The organism is Enterococcus sp. AZ091 (assembly GCF_051714805.1).
GTDB classification, from domain to species: domain Bacteria; phylum Bacillota; class Bacilli; order Lactobacillales; family Enterococcaceae; genus Enterococcus_D; species Enterococcus_D gallinarum.
In genome coordinates, this window is the sequence record NZ_JBIOSO010000001.1 from 1,628,872 (window position 1) to 1,644,606 (window position 15,735).

Consider the following 15,735-nt stretch of genomic DNA (forward strand, 5'->3'; position numbering starts at 1 on the left):
AAGTGCGTTGAAGGAAGAGTTCACGCATGCAGGAAAGCGTACAAAAAAGGAACCGAGCTGAACTATTTTCAACTTGGTTCCTCTGTATTCATACGTTAGTTCTTTGGAGTAGTGTGATGTGCCCAATTGAGGGAGCTATAGCCAAAGAAGATACAGTTAAGTGTGCAACAATAGCTGATCATCTTTTAGCTCAGTCCCACTATTTTGATGGAAGAGTGCCATCAAATCCGGTACCGTTAAGGATTGTTTTTCCTCACCTGCGATATCGACAACGATTTTGCCTTGATGGAGCATGATCAAGCGATTGCCGTAACGGATGGCATCTTCCATATCATGAGTGACCATAAAGGCGGTCAACTGCTGTTCTTGAATCAACTGATCAGTCAGTGCCATCACAGTCATGGAGGTTTTCGGATCTAAAGCTGCAGTATGTTCGTCTAGCAGGATCAGTTTAGGCTGTTGCAAGGTCGCCATCAATAGTGTGATCGCTTGCCGCTGTCCTCCGGAAAGCAGCCCAATCTCAGTCGTCAGTCGATTTTCAAGACCAAGATTCAAGCGAGCTAACTTTTCTTTGAAGAAGGCCCGATGCTTTCCTTTGACACCGGAGGAAAACCCGCGAACCTGACCTCTTTTATAAGCAAGGGCTAAGTTTTCTTCGACTGTCAAACGAACGGCTGTCCCCATCCGCGGGTCTTGGAAGACACGACTGATTTCTTTGGAGCGTCGTGTGACTGAATGACGTGTGATTTCTTTGTCACCTAAGACGATCTTACCTTGTTCTGTTGGGATCGTTCCAGCAATACTATTGAGTAATGTTGATTTTCCTGCACCGTTTCCACCGATAATCGTAATGAAATCACCGCTGTTCATAGTGAGATCGATCCCGCGAAGGACATGATTTTCGTTGATGGTTCCTTTTTCAAATGTTTGGTGTAAATCACTGATCGTTAAAACAGGTGTCGTCATGATTGACCTCCTTTGGTTTTCGGAAGAAATTTTTGCAATCCAAGTTTCGTTCGAATTTGCGGCAATGAAAGACAGATAACTAAAACGATGGCAGAGGCAAGTTTTGAATCTGAAGCTTCCACGTTGAATTCAAAGACGATGGCCAGGATTAGACGATACAAAATCGCACCAATCACAATCGTGATCAAACGAACCCACAAAGATTTATTGCTGAAAAGGACTTCCGCGATAATGATCGATGCTAATCCGATCACGATCGTTCCTACACCTGAGTTAAGATCAGCAAAACCATTGTTTTGAGCTAAGAGGGAACCAGAAAGAGCAATACAGCCATTGGAAATCATATAGCCAATTAGTTTCATATTGTCCGTATTAATTCCGTTGGCTTCACTCATCGCGAGATTGTCTCCCGTTGCTCGCACTGCTAGTCCAATCTCTGTGCGGAAGAAGAGAAACAGCAACAAAATCACGACAGCAGCAAACAGGAGGCCTGTACAAATGACTGCGGTATTTTTCGTTAAGCCTAGTGTTTGAAACCAAGTAAAAACAGTATCTTCCCCTAACAAGGCAATATTGGGTGCCCCCATGATCCGATTTGTAATAGAATACAATCCGGTCATGGTAATGATTCCCGCTAATAATGCGGGAATTTTAAATTTGGTATGCAAGATCCCTGAGACAAATCCGGCAGCTAAACCGCCGCAAAAGCCCAACAGACTTGCCGTAAAAGGGGAAAGGCCTTTGGTGATGCTGACAGCAGCAATGCCGGCTCCTAATGGAAAGCTTCCCTCAGCTGTCAAATCGGCAATATCTAAGATTCGGAAGGTCAAATAAACCCCGATCGCTAATAATGCCCACAACATACCTTGAGAGGCAGCTGATTGAATAAGTATGAAAAATGTATTGATTAAATTCATAAGGTTTCCTCAAATCGTTTTTAGGTTTTTAGTTTCAAGTTAGTTTTCATCATTTCATCATATAGCAGCAAAATTATAGTAGAGAGTAGATAGTAGCAAAATTACTCAGGAGCCACGATGCTTTCTGGATCAATTCCTAATGCAGTTGCCATTTCCTGGTTCACAACTAGCTCTAGTTTATTCGCTGTTTCTACAGGTGTTGTAGCGGGCTTTTCATCTCCATCAAGAATTTTTGCAGCCAATTCACCCGTTTGTTTGCCTAGTGACTTGTAATCGATCCCGAATGTAGCTAAAGCGCCATCTTCCACTTGCTCGACAGAACCAGCAACGATCGGTGTTTTGGTTTCTTTGGCTACTTCACCAACGACTGCCGCAGCAGAAGCAAAGGTATTATCTGTTGGCACATAGATACCATCCACATCTTTAGCTAAACTAGTAGTTACTTGTTGGACATCATTTGTCGTGTTTGCTGTCAAGACTTTGACGTCTACACCTGCATCTTTCAATGCTTTTTCTGCCAAATCTGCTTGGATTTTTGAATTTGCTTCTCCAGCATTATACATAATACCGATTGTTTTAGCGTCAGGGACGATACTCAATAACAATTGAATCTGTTTATCGATAGGGACCATGTCAGATGTACCAGTGATATTGCGTCCAGGAGCTTCATTGGACTCCGCTAATTTTGCTTCAACTAAATCAGTGACTGCAGTTACAACGATCGGAATATCTGTTGTTTCATTCGCCAATGAGACAGCAGCTGGTGTCGCGATCCCTAAGAGAAGATCAGGAGAATTTTTTACAAGTTTTTCGCTCATACTCTTCAGATTGTCTTGGCTGTTTTGGGCATTTTGGTATTCTAAAGTAAGGTTTTCGCCTTCTTTATAGCCGCCTTCCGCCAAACCTTCTTTGAATCCTTCATAGGCAGCATCTAACGAACCATGTTCCACCAGCTGCAAGATACCAACCGTTTTTTTGCCATCTTCAGTGGCATTGTTGGTATTCCCGCATGCCGCAAGTCCAAGTCCTAAGGTAGTTGCCAATAGGCCAGTTGTGATCCATTTTTTCATTTTCATCAAATATTCCTCCTAAAAAGTCTTGATTTAAACCCAACGGAACAAAAAAATCCATTCAGACAATCGTCTAAATGGATTTGAACTTACCAAAATTCAGAAATTCAGTGCGGCCATTTAGAAGATTCTCTACATGGCTGCTGTTCACGTTAAACTGCTCTAGCCATTATAGATACAAACAAAGTGTTGTGAGGTTTGTATCCACAATGTTATGAATACAAACTATCTAAAATAGCTAAAGTAAGCAATATTCAGTTGTGGGGATAGCAATAATTTCATGATTCTTCCTCCAAACTTGAATTGTTTTCAGTATAGACGAAAGTTCTGCCATCTGTCAATTGAAAAACGCAATATTCTGAAAATTTTTTTTATAACAGATAAAGAGATGTATGCAAATAGTAAAATAAAATAAAAAAGCAGCCAGATTAACTAAGCTGCTTTTATTAAATAGGTTTAGCTTTCTTTATAATAACGGATCGTATTTTTAATTTCTCGAATACTATAAGGAAGATCATCAGAAAAAGCGGCATCTTGATCGATTTCCAATGAATCAGTAAAGATGGCTTCATATTCCTCAATACTTAATTTTTGTCGCTGATCCAATAGCTGAGTGTGGGCTTCTTTGTTTAATTGATTTTCATAACCAGCTACCAAACGACCACTGAAAAATTCAGAAACAGCCCCAGAACCATAACTAAAAAGACCAATGCGATCTCCTGCGCTTAAATGAGACGAATTTTCTAATAACGAAATCAGTCCCAAATACAGAGAGCCGGTATAGAGATTGCCGATTCTGCGACTATAGACGATGGATTCTTCATAGCGAGCCATCACTCGTTCCTGCTCCGTTTCTACTTCATCGGCAAAGACTGCTAACAATGCTTTTTTCCCCATTTTTGTATAAGGAATATGGAAGCTGATTGCAGCATAATCGCTGATGCTGGCTTGATTGCGTTCACAATGAGCTTGCCACACTTTTTTGAAAGAATCGATGTAAACTTGGTTAGATAGATGCCCATCGACCATTGGATAAGCGTGGCCGAGAGGACGCCAAAAATCATAAATATCTTGAGTCAACATCAAATTGTCATTTTCAAAAGTTAGAATTCGTGGGTTAGCTGTAAGCAACATGGCAACAGCACCTGCTCCTTGTGTTGGTTCACCACCGGAACGTAAACCATAACGAGCAATATCTGACGCAATGACTAGAACCTTGCTTTCTGGATTGGCTTGAATATGGGTTTTCGCAAATTGAATCCCTGCGGTTGCTCCGTAACAAGCCTCTTTGATTTCGAAAGAGCGGGCGAAAGGTTGGACGCCAAGCAATCTGTGTAAGACTACAGCAGAGGCTTTCGACTCATCGATTCCAGATTCTGTACCGACGATCACCATGTCGATTGCCTGCAAATCTTCAGGTTCTAAGATTTCTTTTGCTGCACTAGCCGCAAATGTAACGATATCGTGTGTTTTTTTGCTGACTGCCATTTGGTCTTGACCGATACCAATGGTAAATTTATTAGGATCTACCTCACGAGCGTGAGCGAGATCAACCATGTCTATATAGTAAGGCGGAACAAAAAAATTTATTTTATCAATACCAACGTTCATTATGACGCTCCTTTGGGTTTAACTTATGTTATAACTATCGTCTATACGGTATCATATTTTTGTTTAAAAATGAAAAAAATTCTATTAGAATTTAAACTTTATTTAAGAATGGCTGATTGGAACAGAATGCAAACTCGTGGGGTATTCTTTTTTTGTGGAAATAATGATATATTTCTGTTGGAGGTGGCATGGTGGAAGAAGTTGTTATTATCGATGCACGAAGAACCCCCATCGGTAAATACCATGGGTCATTAAAGAAATTTTCAGCAGTTGCATTAGGTACTGCTGTAGCGAAAGATATGTTTGAACGAAATCAAAAGATCAAGGAAGAAATCGCGCAAGTGATCATCGGCAATGTCCTACAAGCAGGCAATGGCCAAAACCCTGCCCGACAAGTGGCCCTACAAAGTGGTCTCTCAGTGGACATCCCGGCATCAACGATCAATGAAGTTTGTGGTTCTGGATTGAAAGCCATTTTAATGGGAATGGAGCAAATCCAGTTGGGCAAAGCGCAAGTTGTTTTAGCCGGGGGGATCGAAAGCATGACGAATGCTCCGTCCCTCAGTCATTACAATAAAGCAGAAGATACTTACAGTGTCCCAGTCTCAAGTATGACATTAGATGGCTTAACAGATGCTTTTAGTAGTAAGCCAATGGGCTTGACAGCTGAAAATGTGGCGCAACGCTATGACATCTCACGAGAGGCTCAGGACCAGTTTGCCTATCAGTCACAAATGAAAGCTGCTAAAGCGCAAGCAGAGAATAAATTTGCGAAAGAGATCGTTCCGCTGGCTGGCGAAACAAAAACGATCACCGCAGATGAAGGGATCCGCAGTCAGACCACAATGGAAAAACTGGCTTCTTTAAAACCAGTTTTTAAAACTGACGGTACCGTAACTGCAGGAAATGCTTCTACGATCAATGATGGTGCAGCATTGGTGTTGTTAGCATCAAAAACCTACTGTGAAACAAATGATATTCCGTATTTAGCGACGATCAAAGAGATCGTTGAAGTAGGGATCGATCCTGAAATCATGGGGATCTCGCCTATCAAGGCAATTCAAACACTTCTTCAAAATCAAAAAGTTTCATTAGAAGACATCGGTGTGTTTGAGATCAACGAAGCATTTGCTGCATCTTCGATCGTGGTGGAGTCTGAATTGGGATTGGATCCAGCAAAAGTCAATCGCTATGGTGGCGGAATTTCTCTTGGACATGCGATTGGTGCTACAGGAGCCCGCTTAGCAACTTCTTTGGTCTACCAAATGCAAGAGATCCAAGCCCGTTATGGGATTGCTTCTTTATGTGTTGGTGGCGGGTTAGGGCTGGCTATGTTGTTGGAGCGGCCAACAATTGAAAAAGCAAAGCCGACGGACAAGAAATTTTATGAGTTGTCCCCCGCTGAGCGGTTACAAGAGCTTGAGAATCAACAAAAAATTTCTAGTGAAACAAAACAACAACTGTCACAAATGATGTTAGCGGAAGACACGGCGAACCATTTGATTGAGAACCAAATCAGTGAGATCGAGCTGCCAATGGGTGTAGGCATGAATCTGAAGGTGGACGGCAAAGCATATGTCGTACCAATGGCTACAGAAGAACCTTCTGTGATTGCAGCAATGAGTAATGGAGCCAAAATGGCTGGTGAGATCCATACGCAAAGCAAAGAACGATTGTTGCGGGGACAGATTGTTTTTTCTGCAAAGAATCCAAATGAGATCGAGCAACGGATTGCGGAAAACCAAGCTTTGATTTTTGAACGGGCAGAACAAAGCTATCCTTCGATCGTCAAACGAGAAGGAGGATTGCGGCGCATCGCTCTGCGGCACTTTCCAGCAGATTCTCAGCAGGAATCTGCTGATCAGTCGACGTTTTTATCGGTGGATCTTTTCGTGGATGTCAAGGATGCGATGGGAGCCAATATCATCAATGCGATCTTAGAAGGCGTTGCCTCACTTTTCAGAGAATGGTTTCCTAATGAAGAAATCTTATTTAGTATTTTAAGCAATCTTGCTACTGAGTCATTAGTCACGGCTGTTTGTGAAGTACCGTTTTCCGCTTTGAGCAAAAGAGGTGGCGCCACGGTTGCACAAAAAATTGTTCAAGCTTCTTTGTTTGCCAAAACGGATCCTTATCGAGCAGTCACTCATAATAAAGGCATCATGAATGGGGTGGAGGCAGTGATGCTGGCCACTGGAAATGATACCCGGGCAGTTTCTGCTGCCTGTCACGGCTATGCAGCACGTACTGGCAGCTATCAAGGACTGACTGATTGGACCATCGAATCAGATCGATTAGTAGGGGAAATCACGTTGCCGTTAGCTATCGCTACTGTTGGTGGTGCCACAAAGGTCCTACCAAAAGCACAAGCAGCATTGGAAATCAGTGATGTTCACTCTTCTCAAGAGTTAGCTGCGCTAGCTGCAAGTGTGGGACTTGTCCAAAACTTGGCAGCTTTGCGGGCGCTTGTCTCAGAAGGGATTCAGAAGGGACATATGAGTATGCAAGCTCGTTCACTAGCGATCGCTGTTGGAGCGGAGAAAGCGGAAATCGAGCAAGTAGCTGAAAAACTACGGCAAAATCCTCCAATGAATCAACAACAAGCGTTACGGTTTTTAGGAGAAATTCGGGAACAATAAAAAACTTGTTTCAACGGTAGCAAATGCTACTGTTGAAACAAGTTTTTTTGTCATAGACAAATTGATGAGTGTTTCTAGAAGCTGCTAAAGCTCATCTTTTTAAGTACATCCCAATACTTTTGGGGGCTGTCTCCACAAAACCAAACTGCTGATAAAGATTTTCAGCTGGACAATCAGCAATCAGGTTCACGTAAGCTTGGGGATCTACTTCATTATGTATATGGTTCATTATGGCGCTCATGATTGATTTTGCCAATCCATTGCCTTGATCTTCAGGAAGGACAGCGATGTCTAGGATTTGATAGGCAGTACCTCCGTCACCAATCAATCGGCCCATGCCGACTAAGGTTTGATCGCTGGTTCTTCGAACAGTCACTGCAAAAAGACTATTGCTTAAACCAATCTTACTCGCAGCTGTTCCACGAAGAGAAAGACCGCAGGCTTTTCGTAGAGTTAGGTATTCAGCTACTTCAGGAACTGTATGTTTTAGGAGATATTTAGAATCGTTCATCATGGTCCTCCTTGATACAGAGTAGAGTTGTTTAGTCCTATGGAATTTGATCAATACCCTTTAGCAGATGGCTTTTTGGTAATGGGCAAAGACGTCTTTAAAAGAAAGAGACGATGATAGAAGGATTCCAACAAATGAAACAGCCAAACCTCAACAGTTGAGCTGTTCGTTTTTTTCTTTCTATCATCGTCTCTTTAGCTTAACGTTCAGTTAGTGGGGTATTCGCATACTCTTCGATCAATGGAATCACATCCAGCTTCAGTTTGTACTTACGAGCTAAGGCAGGTTCAACAGTGAATTCGCCAACTTCAGTCGCTGATATAGTTGCCAATAGGCGTTTTTCTTTCGCTGTATCTTCAAAAATCTGCACATTCTCGGCATTTCTTTCAACAGAGAATTTAGGAAATGCAGTCATTTTTTCTTCAAAAGCGGCAAAACCATCCGTTGTTTCCGCTGCTTCCGGCTGAGATTCTGAGACTGGTTCGGTAGCAGAGGCTTCTGGTTGATTGACAGCTGGTGTTGCTGGTAACCAATAAGCGGCGATTTCTTCCACTAGATTATCACTAAAACGATCTAATAGACCTTTTTCTTGTTTTTGGATTCGTTTTACAACGATTTTGAAATTCTCGTCTAAAGGAACTGCGATTTTTTGTTCTTTGGTCGTTGTCGTTTGCAGTTCAATCAACATTTCCTCACGGTTTTTAGGGTTGATATAAACGGTGGTCTCTAGTCCAAAATTTGCAGCTGTCTTGTGTTGGATCGCTGAAAATAATTGTTGACGTGCCATTTCATAAGATGGCCGAAATTGTTGTTTTAACTTGGCTAATTGTTTCTTTTTCATATTCTTCTCCTCTCAATCAATCTCGATTATAAGGAATAATGACGAAAATGAACAGGGGTTTTCATGAAAAAATGAGGAATTTCTTTTGATTATCAGAAAAAATGGCTTTTCCTTAAATGAAATAAAAGAAACAGCCAAGATCATACCCAATGAGTAGGGGATGACTTTGACTGTTTCTGAGGGCAACAACTTACTTCTAAAGATATACCAGGTTTATCGCTTAGTGCTCAAAGCGTCGATTTCCTGATATTTAGGCATTAAAATAAACGAATCATTTTTACCGTAGGCGACCAAGTAATTTTCCCATAGAAAAAAGCTTAGCGGCATCTTCGCTTTTTCAGCAAGCATTTGCTGATAGTCTGACTGATCCCATTGACGTGCGGGAAAATGTTGAACGTAGTCGGGAAAAATCAGAAATACAAAATCAGGATGCAAGGCTCGCTTGACGGCAGTGGGCAGTTGATCTAAACGTGTAAAATCCATCGGGTTTTCCCTCATTAGAATCCTGTTGTATCCGGATTAGTTGCTTTCCCAACGACTCCATCTAGTTGGTCGATTCGCTGCATATCTTCATCAGAAAGCTCAAAATCAAAGACTGCTAAGTTTTCCTCGATACGACTTGGTGTAACAGATTTAGGCAGCGGCAAGAAACCATGTTGTAAAGACCAGCGAATCGCGATTTGAGCAATCGTTTTGCCGTACTTGTCAGAGAGTTCCTGCATTTCAGGAACGTCAAAGATCTTTCCTGTGCCTAAAGGACTGTAAGCTTCCAATAAGACATTGTGCTCTTGGCAATAAGACACTACTTCTTTTTGTAATTCACCAGGCGCTAAGAAAATCTGGTTGACCATTGGGAAAATAGTGGCTGTTTTTTTCAGTTCTTCGAAATGATGAGGCAAGAAATTGCTGACGCCGATGGCTTTGATCTTACCAGCTTGATAAAGCTCTTCCATCGCGCGCCATGTTTCTGCATTTGCTGACTGCCAATTGTCACGGAATTTCACTGGATTTGGCCAATGAATCAAGAAAAGATCGATATAGTCGGTTTGTAATTTCTTCAACGATTCTTCAAAGGAAGAAAGGACCAAGTCGTAAGAGTGATTTTCATTCCATAATTTTGTTGTCAAAAAGATTTCTTCTCTAGGAATGCCACTTTCTTTAATTGCTTGTCCAACACTGTCTTCATTTTTGTAACCTTGCGCGGTATCGATATGACGGTAACCAACTTCCAATGCTTTTTTGACAGCAGAAACAGCAACGTCACCATTTGGTGTTTGCCAAGTGCCAAAGCCAAGTTCAGGAATCGATACATTGTTCGATAAAGTATAACTGTTCATTTTCATTCCTCCATTTCTTTGTTTTTAGTTTAGCAGAGAAGGGATTTTTTTCCAATGGAAGATACTTCTGATCAAAATAATGCACAAAAAAGATGTAAAAAAACTTGTGTTTTGAACCAGTTTTTTTGTACACTTGAGAAATGGATAAGGAGAGAGAATATGGATATCTATTTAAAGCGTGCGATCATGCACATTGTGGATCGACAAACGGGTGATCCCGTATACTCGCAAGTGGAATTGGATCTGACAACGGAATACATCCGAGATTATTTAACGAAAAAAATTCAAAAATTAGCGACACCTCAGACAAAGACCGGCCGCTTGCTGGAGGACTCTGAGATGGCTAGATTCGTCAAACAAGCGCCGGAAGCATTTGTAGAAAGCAGTGAAGCAATCCTGCGACGCTGGTATGAAGTTTACCAACAAAGTGAAGATGCACCAAGTGCGGATGCTTTCATTGTTTTGTATGAATTAGATACCAAACTGCAATTAGCATTTTTGAAGGTTAACTATACAGATGGCTACACGCACTTTATCGACAGTACTGAAACAGGTATCGCCAATAATCTGATTTTGCATCGAGCACTTTTAGCTGGCAAAACCCAAAAAGCAGATGAAGGAATAACGATCGATGTCGAGCAGCTGACTTACGAATTAGTAGAGAAAAAATATACCTTCTCCGGAGAAAAATATTTCTATTTCTCCACGAAAGTGATTGATTCTGAACCGCTGCCTTCTCTAGAAGAAAATGTCAAAGTCATCAAAAAGGTAGCTGAAAAAATTGGTCAAAAGTTTGAGACCCCTTCTTATGATGTCATCGCCGATGTCAAAGAGGCTGTTTACGATACAATAGAAGAAAATGGTCAGCTGCATGTAGATTCGATTGCCCAAAAAGTATTCAAAGATAATATTACGGCTCAGATGGCCTTTCAGGAAGAAGTAGCAGAAAAAGGGTATATCGATCAAGCCCCTATGCTGCGAGAGGTCAGAGAAATTTCAGAAAAAAAATATGGCAAACAAAAGCTAAAACTTTCCAATGGTATCGAGTTGATCGTTCCATTGGATGTCTATCGAGATCCGAATTTGATCGAATTCATCAACAATCCCGATGGCACGATTTCTGTAACCATCAAAAATGTGGAAGAAGTCATCAATCGCATATAAAAATAGCTGCCAGGCTCTTCTCAAGGAGTCTCTGGCAGCTATTTTTATTTATTGTTGAGTTGATCCAAAGCGGGTTTGGGTACATCTTCTTGTGAGACTTCTTCCCAACTGAGGACACCTTTGCGGGGATTGACTAACAGTTTCAGATAAGCTCCTTCTCGTAGGGGCTTGGAGCGGTGTTCATTCATTTTAACGATCTTCTCTTCACCTGATTCATTATAAGCCGCTTGTTCATATTTATAAATATCTTGAGCCACACCATCACTGGCAATTGATGTTGAGTGGGTACCGCTGGTAGTGATTTCGGTGTAGTAAGCAGTGCCGCCATAGTAATAACGATAGGCAAAGAAACAGCCGCCTAAGAAAACGCCAAAGACGATCAAACTCGCAATGATTTTTTTCATTCCTGTTCACCTCATATCTATTATTCTATAAAAAAGCAGACCCGTCCAACTATTTTATCAAAATCAAAGCAAATCTTAGAAATTTTGAATAAAAACGGCGAACAATGAAGGAGACAATATTCTTGACTTTGACTAAATTTGACCTATAATAGAGATAGATTTAAACTTACAAAAAATAAGTAAGAAAGAATTTTTTACTTTTGTAAGGAAAAGTCTATAATTGATAGTAGAGCCGATCCAACGGCGCTACATCTCATTTAGGAGGGAAATTATTATGGCAAAACAACATTATGATCGTAGTAAACCACATGTAAACATTGGTACAATTGGACACGTGGATCATGGGAAAACGACACTGACTGCTGCCATTACGACAGTTCTTGGTAAAAAAGGACTCGCTAATCCGCAAGATTACGCAAGTATTGATGCGGCTCCTGAAGAACGGGAACGTGGTATCACGATCAATACCGCTCACGTTGAATATGAAACAGAAAAACGTCACTATGCTCACATTGATGCTCCAGGACATGCGGATTATGTTAAAAATATGATTACCGGTGCTGCCCAAATGGATGGTGCGATTTTAGTTGTATCCGCAACAGATGGTCCAATGCCTCAAACTCGGGAACATATCTTGCTTTCGAGACAAGTTGGTGTGAAACATCTGATTGTTTTCTTGAACAAAATCGATTTAGTCGATGACGAAGAATTGATCGATTTAGTGGAAATGGAAGTAAGAGAACTACTATCTGAATATAATTTTCCAGGTGATGACATTCCTGTTATCAAAGGTTCGGCATTAAAAGCGTTGGAAGGAGACCCTGATGCAGAAGCTGCCATCATGGAATTAATGGATACAGTAGATAGCTATATCCCAACACCAGAGCGGGATACAGACAAACCATTACTCTTACCAGTTGAAGATGTCTTTTCGATTACTGGACGAGGAACAGTTGCTTCCGGACGGATCGATCGGGGAACAGTTCGGGTAGGCGATGAAGTAGAAATCGTCGGTATCAAACCTGAAACCCAAAAAGCTGTAGTGACAGGCGTCGAAATGTTCCGCAAGACGATGGACTTTGGGGAAGCCGGCGACAATGTAGGTGTCTTGCTAAGAGGGATCACTCGTGACGAAATCGAACGCGGACAAGTGTTGGCTAAACCAGGTTCGATCACACCACATACAAAATTCCAAGCAGAAGTTTATGTATTGACGAAAGAAGAAGGTGGTCGTCATACACCATTCTTCAACAACTATCGTCCACAATTTTATTTCCGTACAACGGATGTGACAGGGAACATTACATTGCCTGAAGGAACAGAAATGGTGATGCCAGGTGACAACGTGACCATCGATGTGGAATTGATTCATCCAATCGCCGTTGAAAATGGAACGACTTTCTCTATTCGTGAAGGTGGCCGCACAGTTGGTTCCGGTATCGTTACTGAAATCGAAAAATAAATCAGTGTTTCAACAAAAATGAAGCAGTGACTAGAGCCTTTTAGGACAGTCACTGTTTCTTTTTCTAAATTTCTTTGTGATTTTATTAAGGATTTTAGATGATGGAAAACAAACCTAGTCAGCAAATAAGTTTCATAGTAGGATAGAAGCTGACACTAAAAAGATAGGATGTTTTTCCATGAGAAAACTGCGACGATTTTTTATTTTTATAGCAAAAATAGCTGGAGTCCTGTTGCTTATCGGCGGACTGTTTTTAGGCTATAAAAATTATACAGCTCTAAAGAAAGTGTATTCTTATGAAGAAACAATCGCTGAGCAAACAGAAAAATATGGCATCAGCGACTATCAGGAATTAGCGATGAGTATTATGTTGACTGAATCAAAAGGGGAAGGAAACGACCCGATGCAAAGCTCAGAGAGTGCTTACGGAAAACAAAATCAATTTGAAAATGCCCAAGACAGTATCGAGCAGGGAGTGGCTTATCTGGCTAAACTGATCAAAAAATCTGCTGACATGAACTGTGATCTGTGGACCGCCGTTCAAGCCTATAATTTTGGGACAGACTATATTGATTATGTAGCCAAGAATGGTGGCGAAAATACGCTGGAACTGGCAGAGTCCTATTCAAAAGAAGTGCTTTCTCCTTTGTTAGGAAATAATAATGAGCAAACCTATCGTTACTGGGGGTGGCAGTCGATCACTTATAATGGCGGTTATTTGTATCACAATGGTGGCAATTTATTTTATGCAGATGTGGTAAAATTCAATCAATGGAAGATAAAAATGGGTAGTATTTTGTTTTCTTGAAAGTCTCTGAAATCAAGCAGGTAAAAGACTTGAAAAAACAATAAAATATGATAGAATCAATATGAGTGATTCTGTCTAATTATTCGTCGCACTGATTCTGATTGGTGCGATTTTTTACCTAATGAATACGGGAATACTTACCGAATGGAGGTGAGTGGATGGCACGAATACCTCAAACGGTCATTGATGATATTCGAGAACGAAGCAATATCGTTGATATCGTTGGTCAGTACGTCCAGTTGAAGAAATCTGGGAAAAACTATTTTGGATTATGTCCCTTCCACAACGAAAAGTCACCTTCTTTTTCTGTGGCAGAAGACAAGCAGATCTACCATTGTTTTGGCTGTGGCCGCGGAGGCAATGTCTTTGGTTTTTTGCAAGAGTTAGAAGGATTAAGTTTTCCAGAATCTGTTTTGAAAGTTGCAGAAATCAGTGATATCCCTTTAGATGAGCAATACAAGCAAACCGAAGCAATTGATGCAACCTCTTCTCAGCAAAATCAATTGATCGCATTGCATGAAAAAGCTGCTGAAGTCTATCATCACATGTTAGTCAATACGGCTGCCGGGCAAGGCGCATTGGATTATTTGCTGGAACGCGGATTGACGATGGCACTGATTGACGAATTTCAGATTGGTTTTGCGCCTAACGAGCGTGCCTTTTTGGAAAAAGTTTTTTTGAATGAAAAAGCAAATGCGGCATTTTTTGCGGATACAGGTCTCTTTGTACAAAGGAACGATGGGCAACTTGCTGACCGTTTTTATCAAAGAATCATGTTTCCGATTCGGAACCCTCAAGGAAAGACCATCGGTTTTTCTGGACGCTGGTTTCAAACGGAACAGGATGATAGCAAAGACCAGCCCAAGTATTTGAACAGTCCGGAAACAATGCTTTTCAATAAGCGTGAAGTACTTTTCAACTTTGATAAAGCCCGGCGATCAATCCGAAAAGAAGGCCAAGTCTTTCTATTTGAAGGCTTTATGGATGTAATCGCAGCGTGGCAATCAGGAATTGAGAACGGGATCGCTTCAATGGGAACTAGTTTGACGAACCAGCAGATTGCCAATATTGAACGTGTCGCTACAGAAGTCATCCTTTGCTATGATGGTGATCAGGCAGGAATCAATGCAACGAATCGCGGGATTGATCTTTTACAAGAACATAGCCGCGTGAATCTCTCCGTCGTTCGAGTCCCTGAACGTCTGGACCCGGATGATTATGTGCGAAAGTATGGTACAGAGGCCTTTTTCAAACTGGCCATGCATGGCAGAGAAACGGTGTTTGCATTCAAAATGGACTTTCATCGTGCCAATCGCAATTTGGCCAATGAAAAAGAACAGATCGATTATGTCCAAGAGGTCTTGCAAGAATTACAGCATGTAGATTCTTTGCTAGAACAAGACCGATACTTGACACAACTTTCAACTGAATTTCATATTAGTCGAGAAACACTACAGACGCAATTGCGTCAGTTAAAACAGACGCAGCCGACCCCAACGCCTTCACCGCCAGTTCGTGAAGCAGTGAGTGTAGCACCACCGCCACCACGACAGCAACGGAAAACTCAGGTAGAAAAGGCGGAGGAATTACTGTTATATCGTCTGTTCCATGACAATACGCTGAATCCTCGTTTTAAAAGTACCGGTGTTGCGTTTATTCATGATAAATACCAACAAATCTATTTTTTATACGATGCGTATATGGAAACCGAAGAGCAATTTATCCTAGCAAAATTCTTGGATTTTTTGAAAGATGAACAAATGAAACAACAAGTGATCGAGATCGCTGATATCAAGGCTTCTGAAGAGGGGACGGAACAAGAATTCCAAGACCTTCTGCAGGTATTTCGTAAGTCGGGCATTGCTGAAGAAATCAATCAAAAACGAATCCAGCAGCAAGAAGCACGACAAAAAGGAAACCAGCAATTAGAGTTGGAGTTAGCAATTGCGATCATTGATTTGACCAAACGGTTGAAACAAGCTAAATAGCGAACTGAAAGGGGCTT

Annotated in this window: 14 protein-coding genes; 5 read left to right on the plus strand and 9 right to left on the minus strand. The window is 41.3% G+C overall.

Annotation, left to right across the window (positions count from 1 at the left end):
* Positions 1-156 precede the first annotated feature (156 nt).
* From IGJ28_RS08195 to IGJ28_RS08210, 4 genes are all read right to left on the minus strand, one after another.
* A complete protein-coding gene (locus tag IGJ28_RS08195) occupies positions 157-966 on the minus strand; it encodes an ABC transporter ATP-binding protein (protein ID WP_021151270.1) in 810 nt (269 codons plus the stop codon).
* Positions 963-1,883, minus strand: a complete 921-nt coding sequence (locus tag IGJ28_RS08200; RefSeq protein ID WP_252712449.1) for an ABC transporter permease — start codon at positions 1,881-1,883, stop codon at positions 963-965. The genes IGJ28_RS08195 and IGJ28_RS08200 overlap by 4 nt, the downstream gene beginning before the upstream one ends.
* A 101-nt stretch (positions 1,884-1,984) precedes the next feature.
* Positions 1,985-2,959 (minus strand): ABC transporter substrate-binding protein, encoded by a 975-nt coding sequence (locus IGJ28_RS08205; RefSeq protein ID WP_021151267.1) that lies wholly within the window; start codon positions 2,957-2,959, stop codon positions 1,985-1,987.
* Between the two features lie 450 nt (positions 2,960-3,409).
* Positions 3,410-4,564: a hydroxymethylglutaryl-CoA synthase gene (locus IGJ28_RS08210; RefSeq protein ID WP_103299852.1), complete on the minus strand. Its 1,155-nt coding sequence runs from the start codon at positions 4,562-4,564 to the stop codon at positions 3,410-3,412.
* Positions 4,565-4,755: 191 nt separating this feature from the next.
* Between IGJ28_RS08210 and IGJ28_RS08215 the strand changes: the two genes are divergently transcribed.
* Positions 4,756-7,203 carry a hydroxymethylglutaryl-CoA reductase, degradative gene (locus IGJ28_RS08215; protein WP_252712451.1) on the plus strand — a complete coding sequence of 816 codons (2,448 nt, stop codon included), beginning with the start codon at positions 4,756-4,758 and terminating at the stop codon, positions 7,201-7,203.
* 91 nt (positions 7,204-7,294) lie between these two features.
* On the opposite strand, the gene IGJ28_RS08220 is transcribed toward IGJ28_RS08215, so the two are convergent.
* The 4 genes from IGJ28_RS08220 to IGJ28_RS08235 form a co-directional block, all read right to left on the minus strand.
* Positions 7,295-7,717 carry a GNAT family N-acetyltransferase gene (locus IGJ28_RS08220; RefSeq protein ID WP_372339116.1) on the minus strand — a complete coding sequence of 141 codons (423 nt, stop codon included), beginning with the start codon at positions 7,715-7,717 and terminating at the stop codon, positions 7,295-7,297.
* Between the two features lie 196 nt (positions 7,718-7,913).
* On the minus strand, positions 7,914-8,555 hold the full coding sequence (locus tag IGJ28_RS08225) for a hypothetical protein (RefSeq protein WP_252712453.1): 642 nt from the start codon (positions 8,553-8,555) through the stop codon (positions 7,914-7,916).
* Between the two features lie 213 nt (positions 8,556-8,768).
* A complete protein-coding gene (locus IGJ28_RS08230) occupies positions 8,769-9,038 on the minus strand; it encodes a hypothetical protein (protein ID WP_208775311.1) in 270 nt (89 codons plus the stop codon).
* Positions 9,039-9,052: 14 nt separating this feature from the next.
* Complete coding sequence (locus IGJ28_RS08235) at positions 9,053-9,898, minus strand: aldo/keto reductase (protein ID WP_003126791.1); 846 nt, start codon at positions 9,896-9,898, stop codon at positions 9,053-9,055.
* A 153-nt stretch (positions 9,899-10,051) separates the two neighbouring features.
* Between IGJ28_RS08235 and IGJ28_RS08240 the strand changes: the two genes are divergently transcribed.
* Positions 10,052-11,056, plus strand: coding sequence for a nucleoid-associated protein (locus tag IGJ28_RS08240; RefSeq protein WP_003126792.1), 1,005 nt, complete (start codon positions 10,052-10,054; stop codon positions 11,054-11,056).
* 44 nt (positions 11,057-11,100) lie between these two features.
* Here the strand turns inward: IGJ28_RS08240 and IGJ28_RS08245 are convergent, their stop codons facing one another.
* Positions 11,101-11,460, minus strand: a complete 360-nt coding sequence (locus IGJ28_RS08245; RefSeq protein WP_003126793.1) for a YxeA family protein — start codon at positions 11,458-11,460, stop codon at positions 11,101-11,103.
* Between the two features lie 274 nt (positions 11,461-11,734).
* Between IGJ28_RS08245 and tuf the strand changes: the two genes are divergently transcribed.
* The 3 genes from tuf (at position 11,735) to dnaG (ending at position 15,718) form a co-directional block, all read left to right on the plus strand.
* Positions 11,735-12,922, plus strand: coding sequence for an elongation factor Tu (gene tuf, locus IGJ28_RS08250; protein ID WP_003126794.1), 1,188 nt, complete (start codon positions 11,735-11,737; stop codon positions 12,920-12,922).
* A gap of 178 nt (positions 12,923-13,100) precedes the next feature.
* Positions 13,101-13,730: a lysozyme family protein gene (locus IGJ28_RS08255; protein ID WP_252712454.1), complete on the plus strand. Its 630-nt coding sequence runs from the start codon at positions 13,101-13,103 to the stop codon at positions 13,728-13,730.
* Positions 13,731-13,888: 158 nt separating this feature from the next.
* Positions 13,889-15,718, plus strand: coding sequence for a DNA primase (gene dnaG / locus IGJ28_RS08260; RefSeq protein ID WP_003126796.1), 1,830 nt, complete (start codon positions 13,889-13,891; stop codon positions 15,716-15,718).
* The last annotated feature ends 17 nt before the right edge of the window (positions 15,719-15,735 follow it).

Excerpts from the sequence above, each read along its gene's own strand:
- IGJ28_RS08195 (WP_021151270.1), bottom strand. The coding sequence starts at position 966 with ATGACGACACCTGTTTTAACGATCAGTGATTTACACCAAACATTTGAA.
- IGJ28_RS08200 (WP_252712449.1), bottom strand. The coding sequence starts at position 1,883 with ATGAATTTAATCAATACATTTTTCATACTTATTCAATCAGCTGCCTCT.
- IGJ28_RS08205 (WP_021151267.1), bottom strand. The coding sequence starts at position 2,959 with ATGAAAATGAAAAAATGGATCACAACTGGCCTATTGGCAACTACCTTA.
- IGJ28_RS08210 (WP_103299852.1), bottom strand. The coding sequence starts at position 4,564 with ATGAACGTTGGTATTGATAAAATAAATTTTTTTGTTCCGCCTTACTAT.
- IGJ28_RS08220 (WP_372339116.1), bottom strand. The coding sequence starts at position 7,717 with ATGATGAACGATTCTAAATATCTCCTAAAACATACAGTTCCTGAAGTA.
- IGJ28_RS08225 (WP_252712453.1), bottom strand. The coding sequence starts at position 8,555 with ATGAAAAAGAAACAATTAGCCAAGTTAAAACAACAATTTCGGCCATCT.
- IGJ28_RS08230 (WP_208775311.1), bottom strand. The coding sequence starts at position 9,038 with ATGGATTTTACACGTTTAGATCAACTGCCCACTGCCGTCAAGCGAGCC.
- IGJ28_RS08235 (WP_003126791.1), bottom strand. The coding sequence starts at position 9,898 with ATGAAAATGAACAGTTATACTTTATCGAACAATGTATCGATTCCTGAA.
- IGJ28_RS08240 (WP_003126792.1), top strand. The coding sequence starts at position 10,052 with ATGGATATCTATTTAAAGCGTGCGATCATGCACATTGTGGATCGACAA.
- IGJ28_RS08245 (WP_003126793.1), bottom strand. The coding sequence starts at position 11,460 with ATGAAAAAAATCATTGCGAGTTTGATCGTCTTTGGCGTTTTCTTAGGC.
- tuf (WP_003126794.1), top strand. The coding sequence starts at position 11,735 with ATGGCAAAACAACATTATGATCGTAGTAAACCACATGTAAACATTGGT.
- IGJ28_RS08255 (WP_252712454.1), top strand. The coding sequence starts at position 13,101 with ATGAGAAAACTGCGACGATTTTTTATTTTTATAGCAAAAATAGCTGGA.
- dnaG (WP_003126796.1), top strand. The coding sequence starts at position 13,889 with ATGGCACGAATACCTCAAACGGTCATTGATGATATTCGAGAACGAAGC.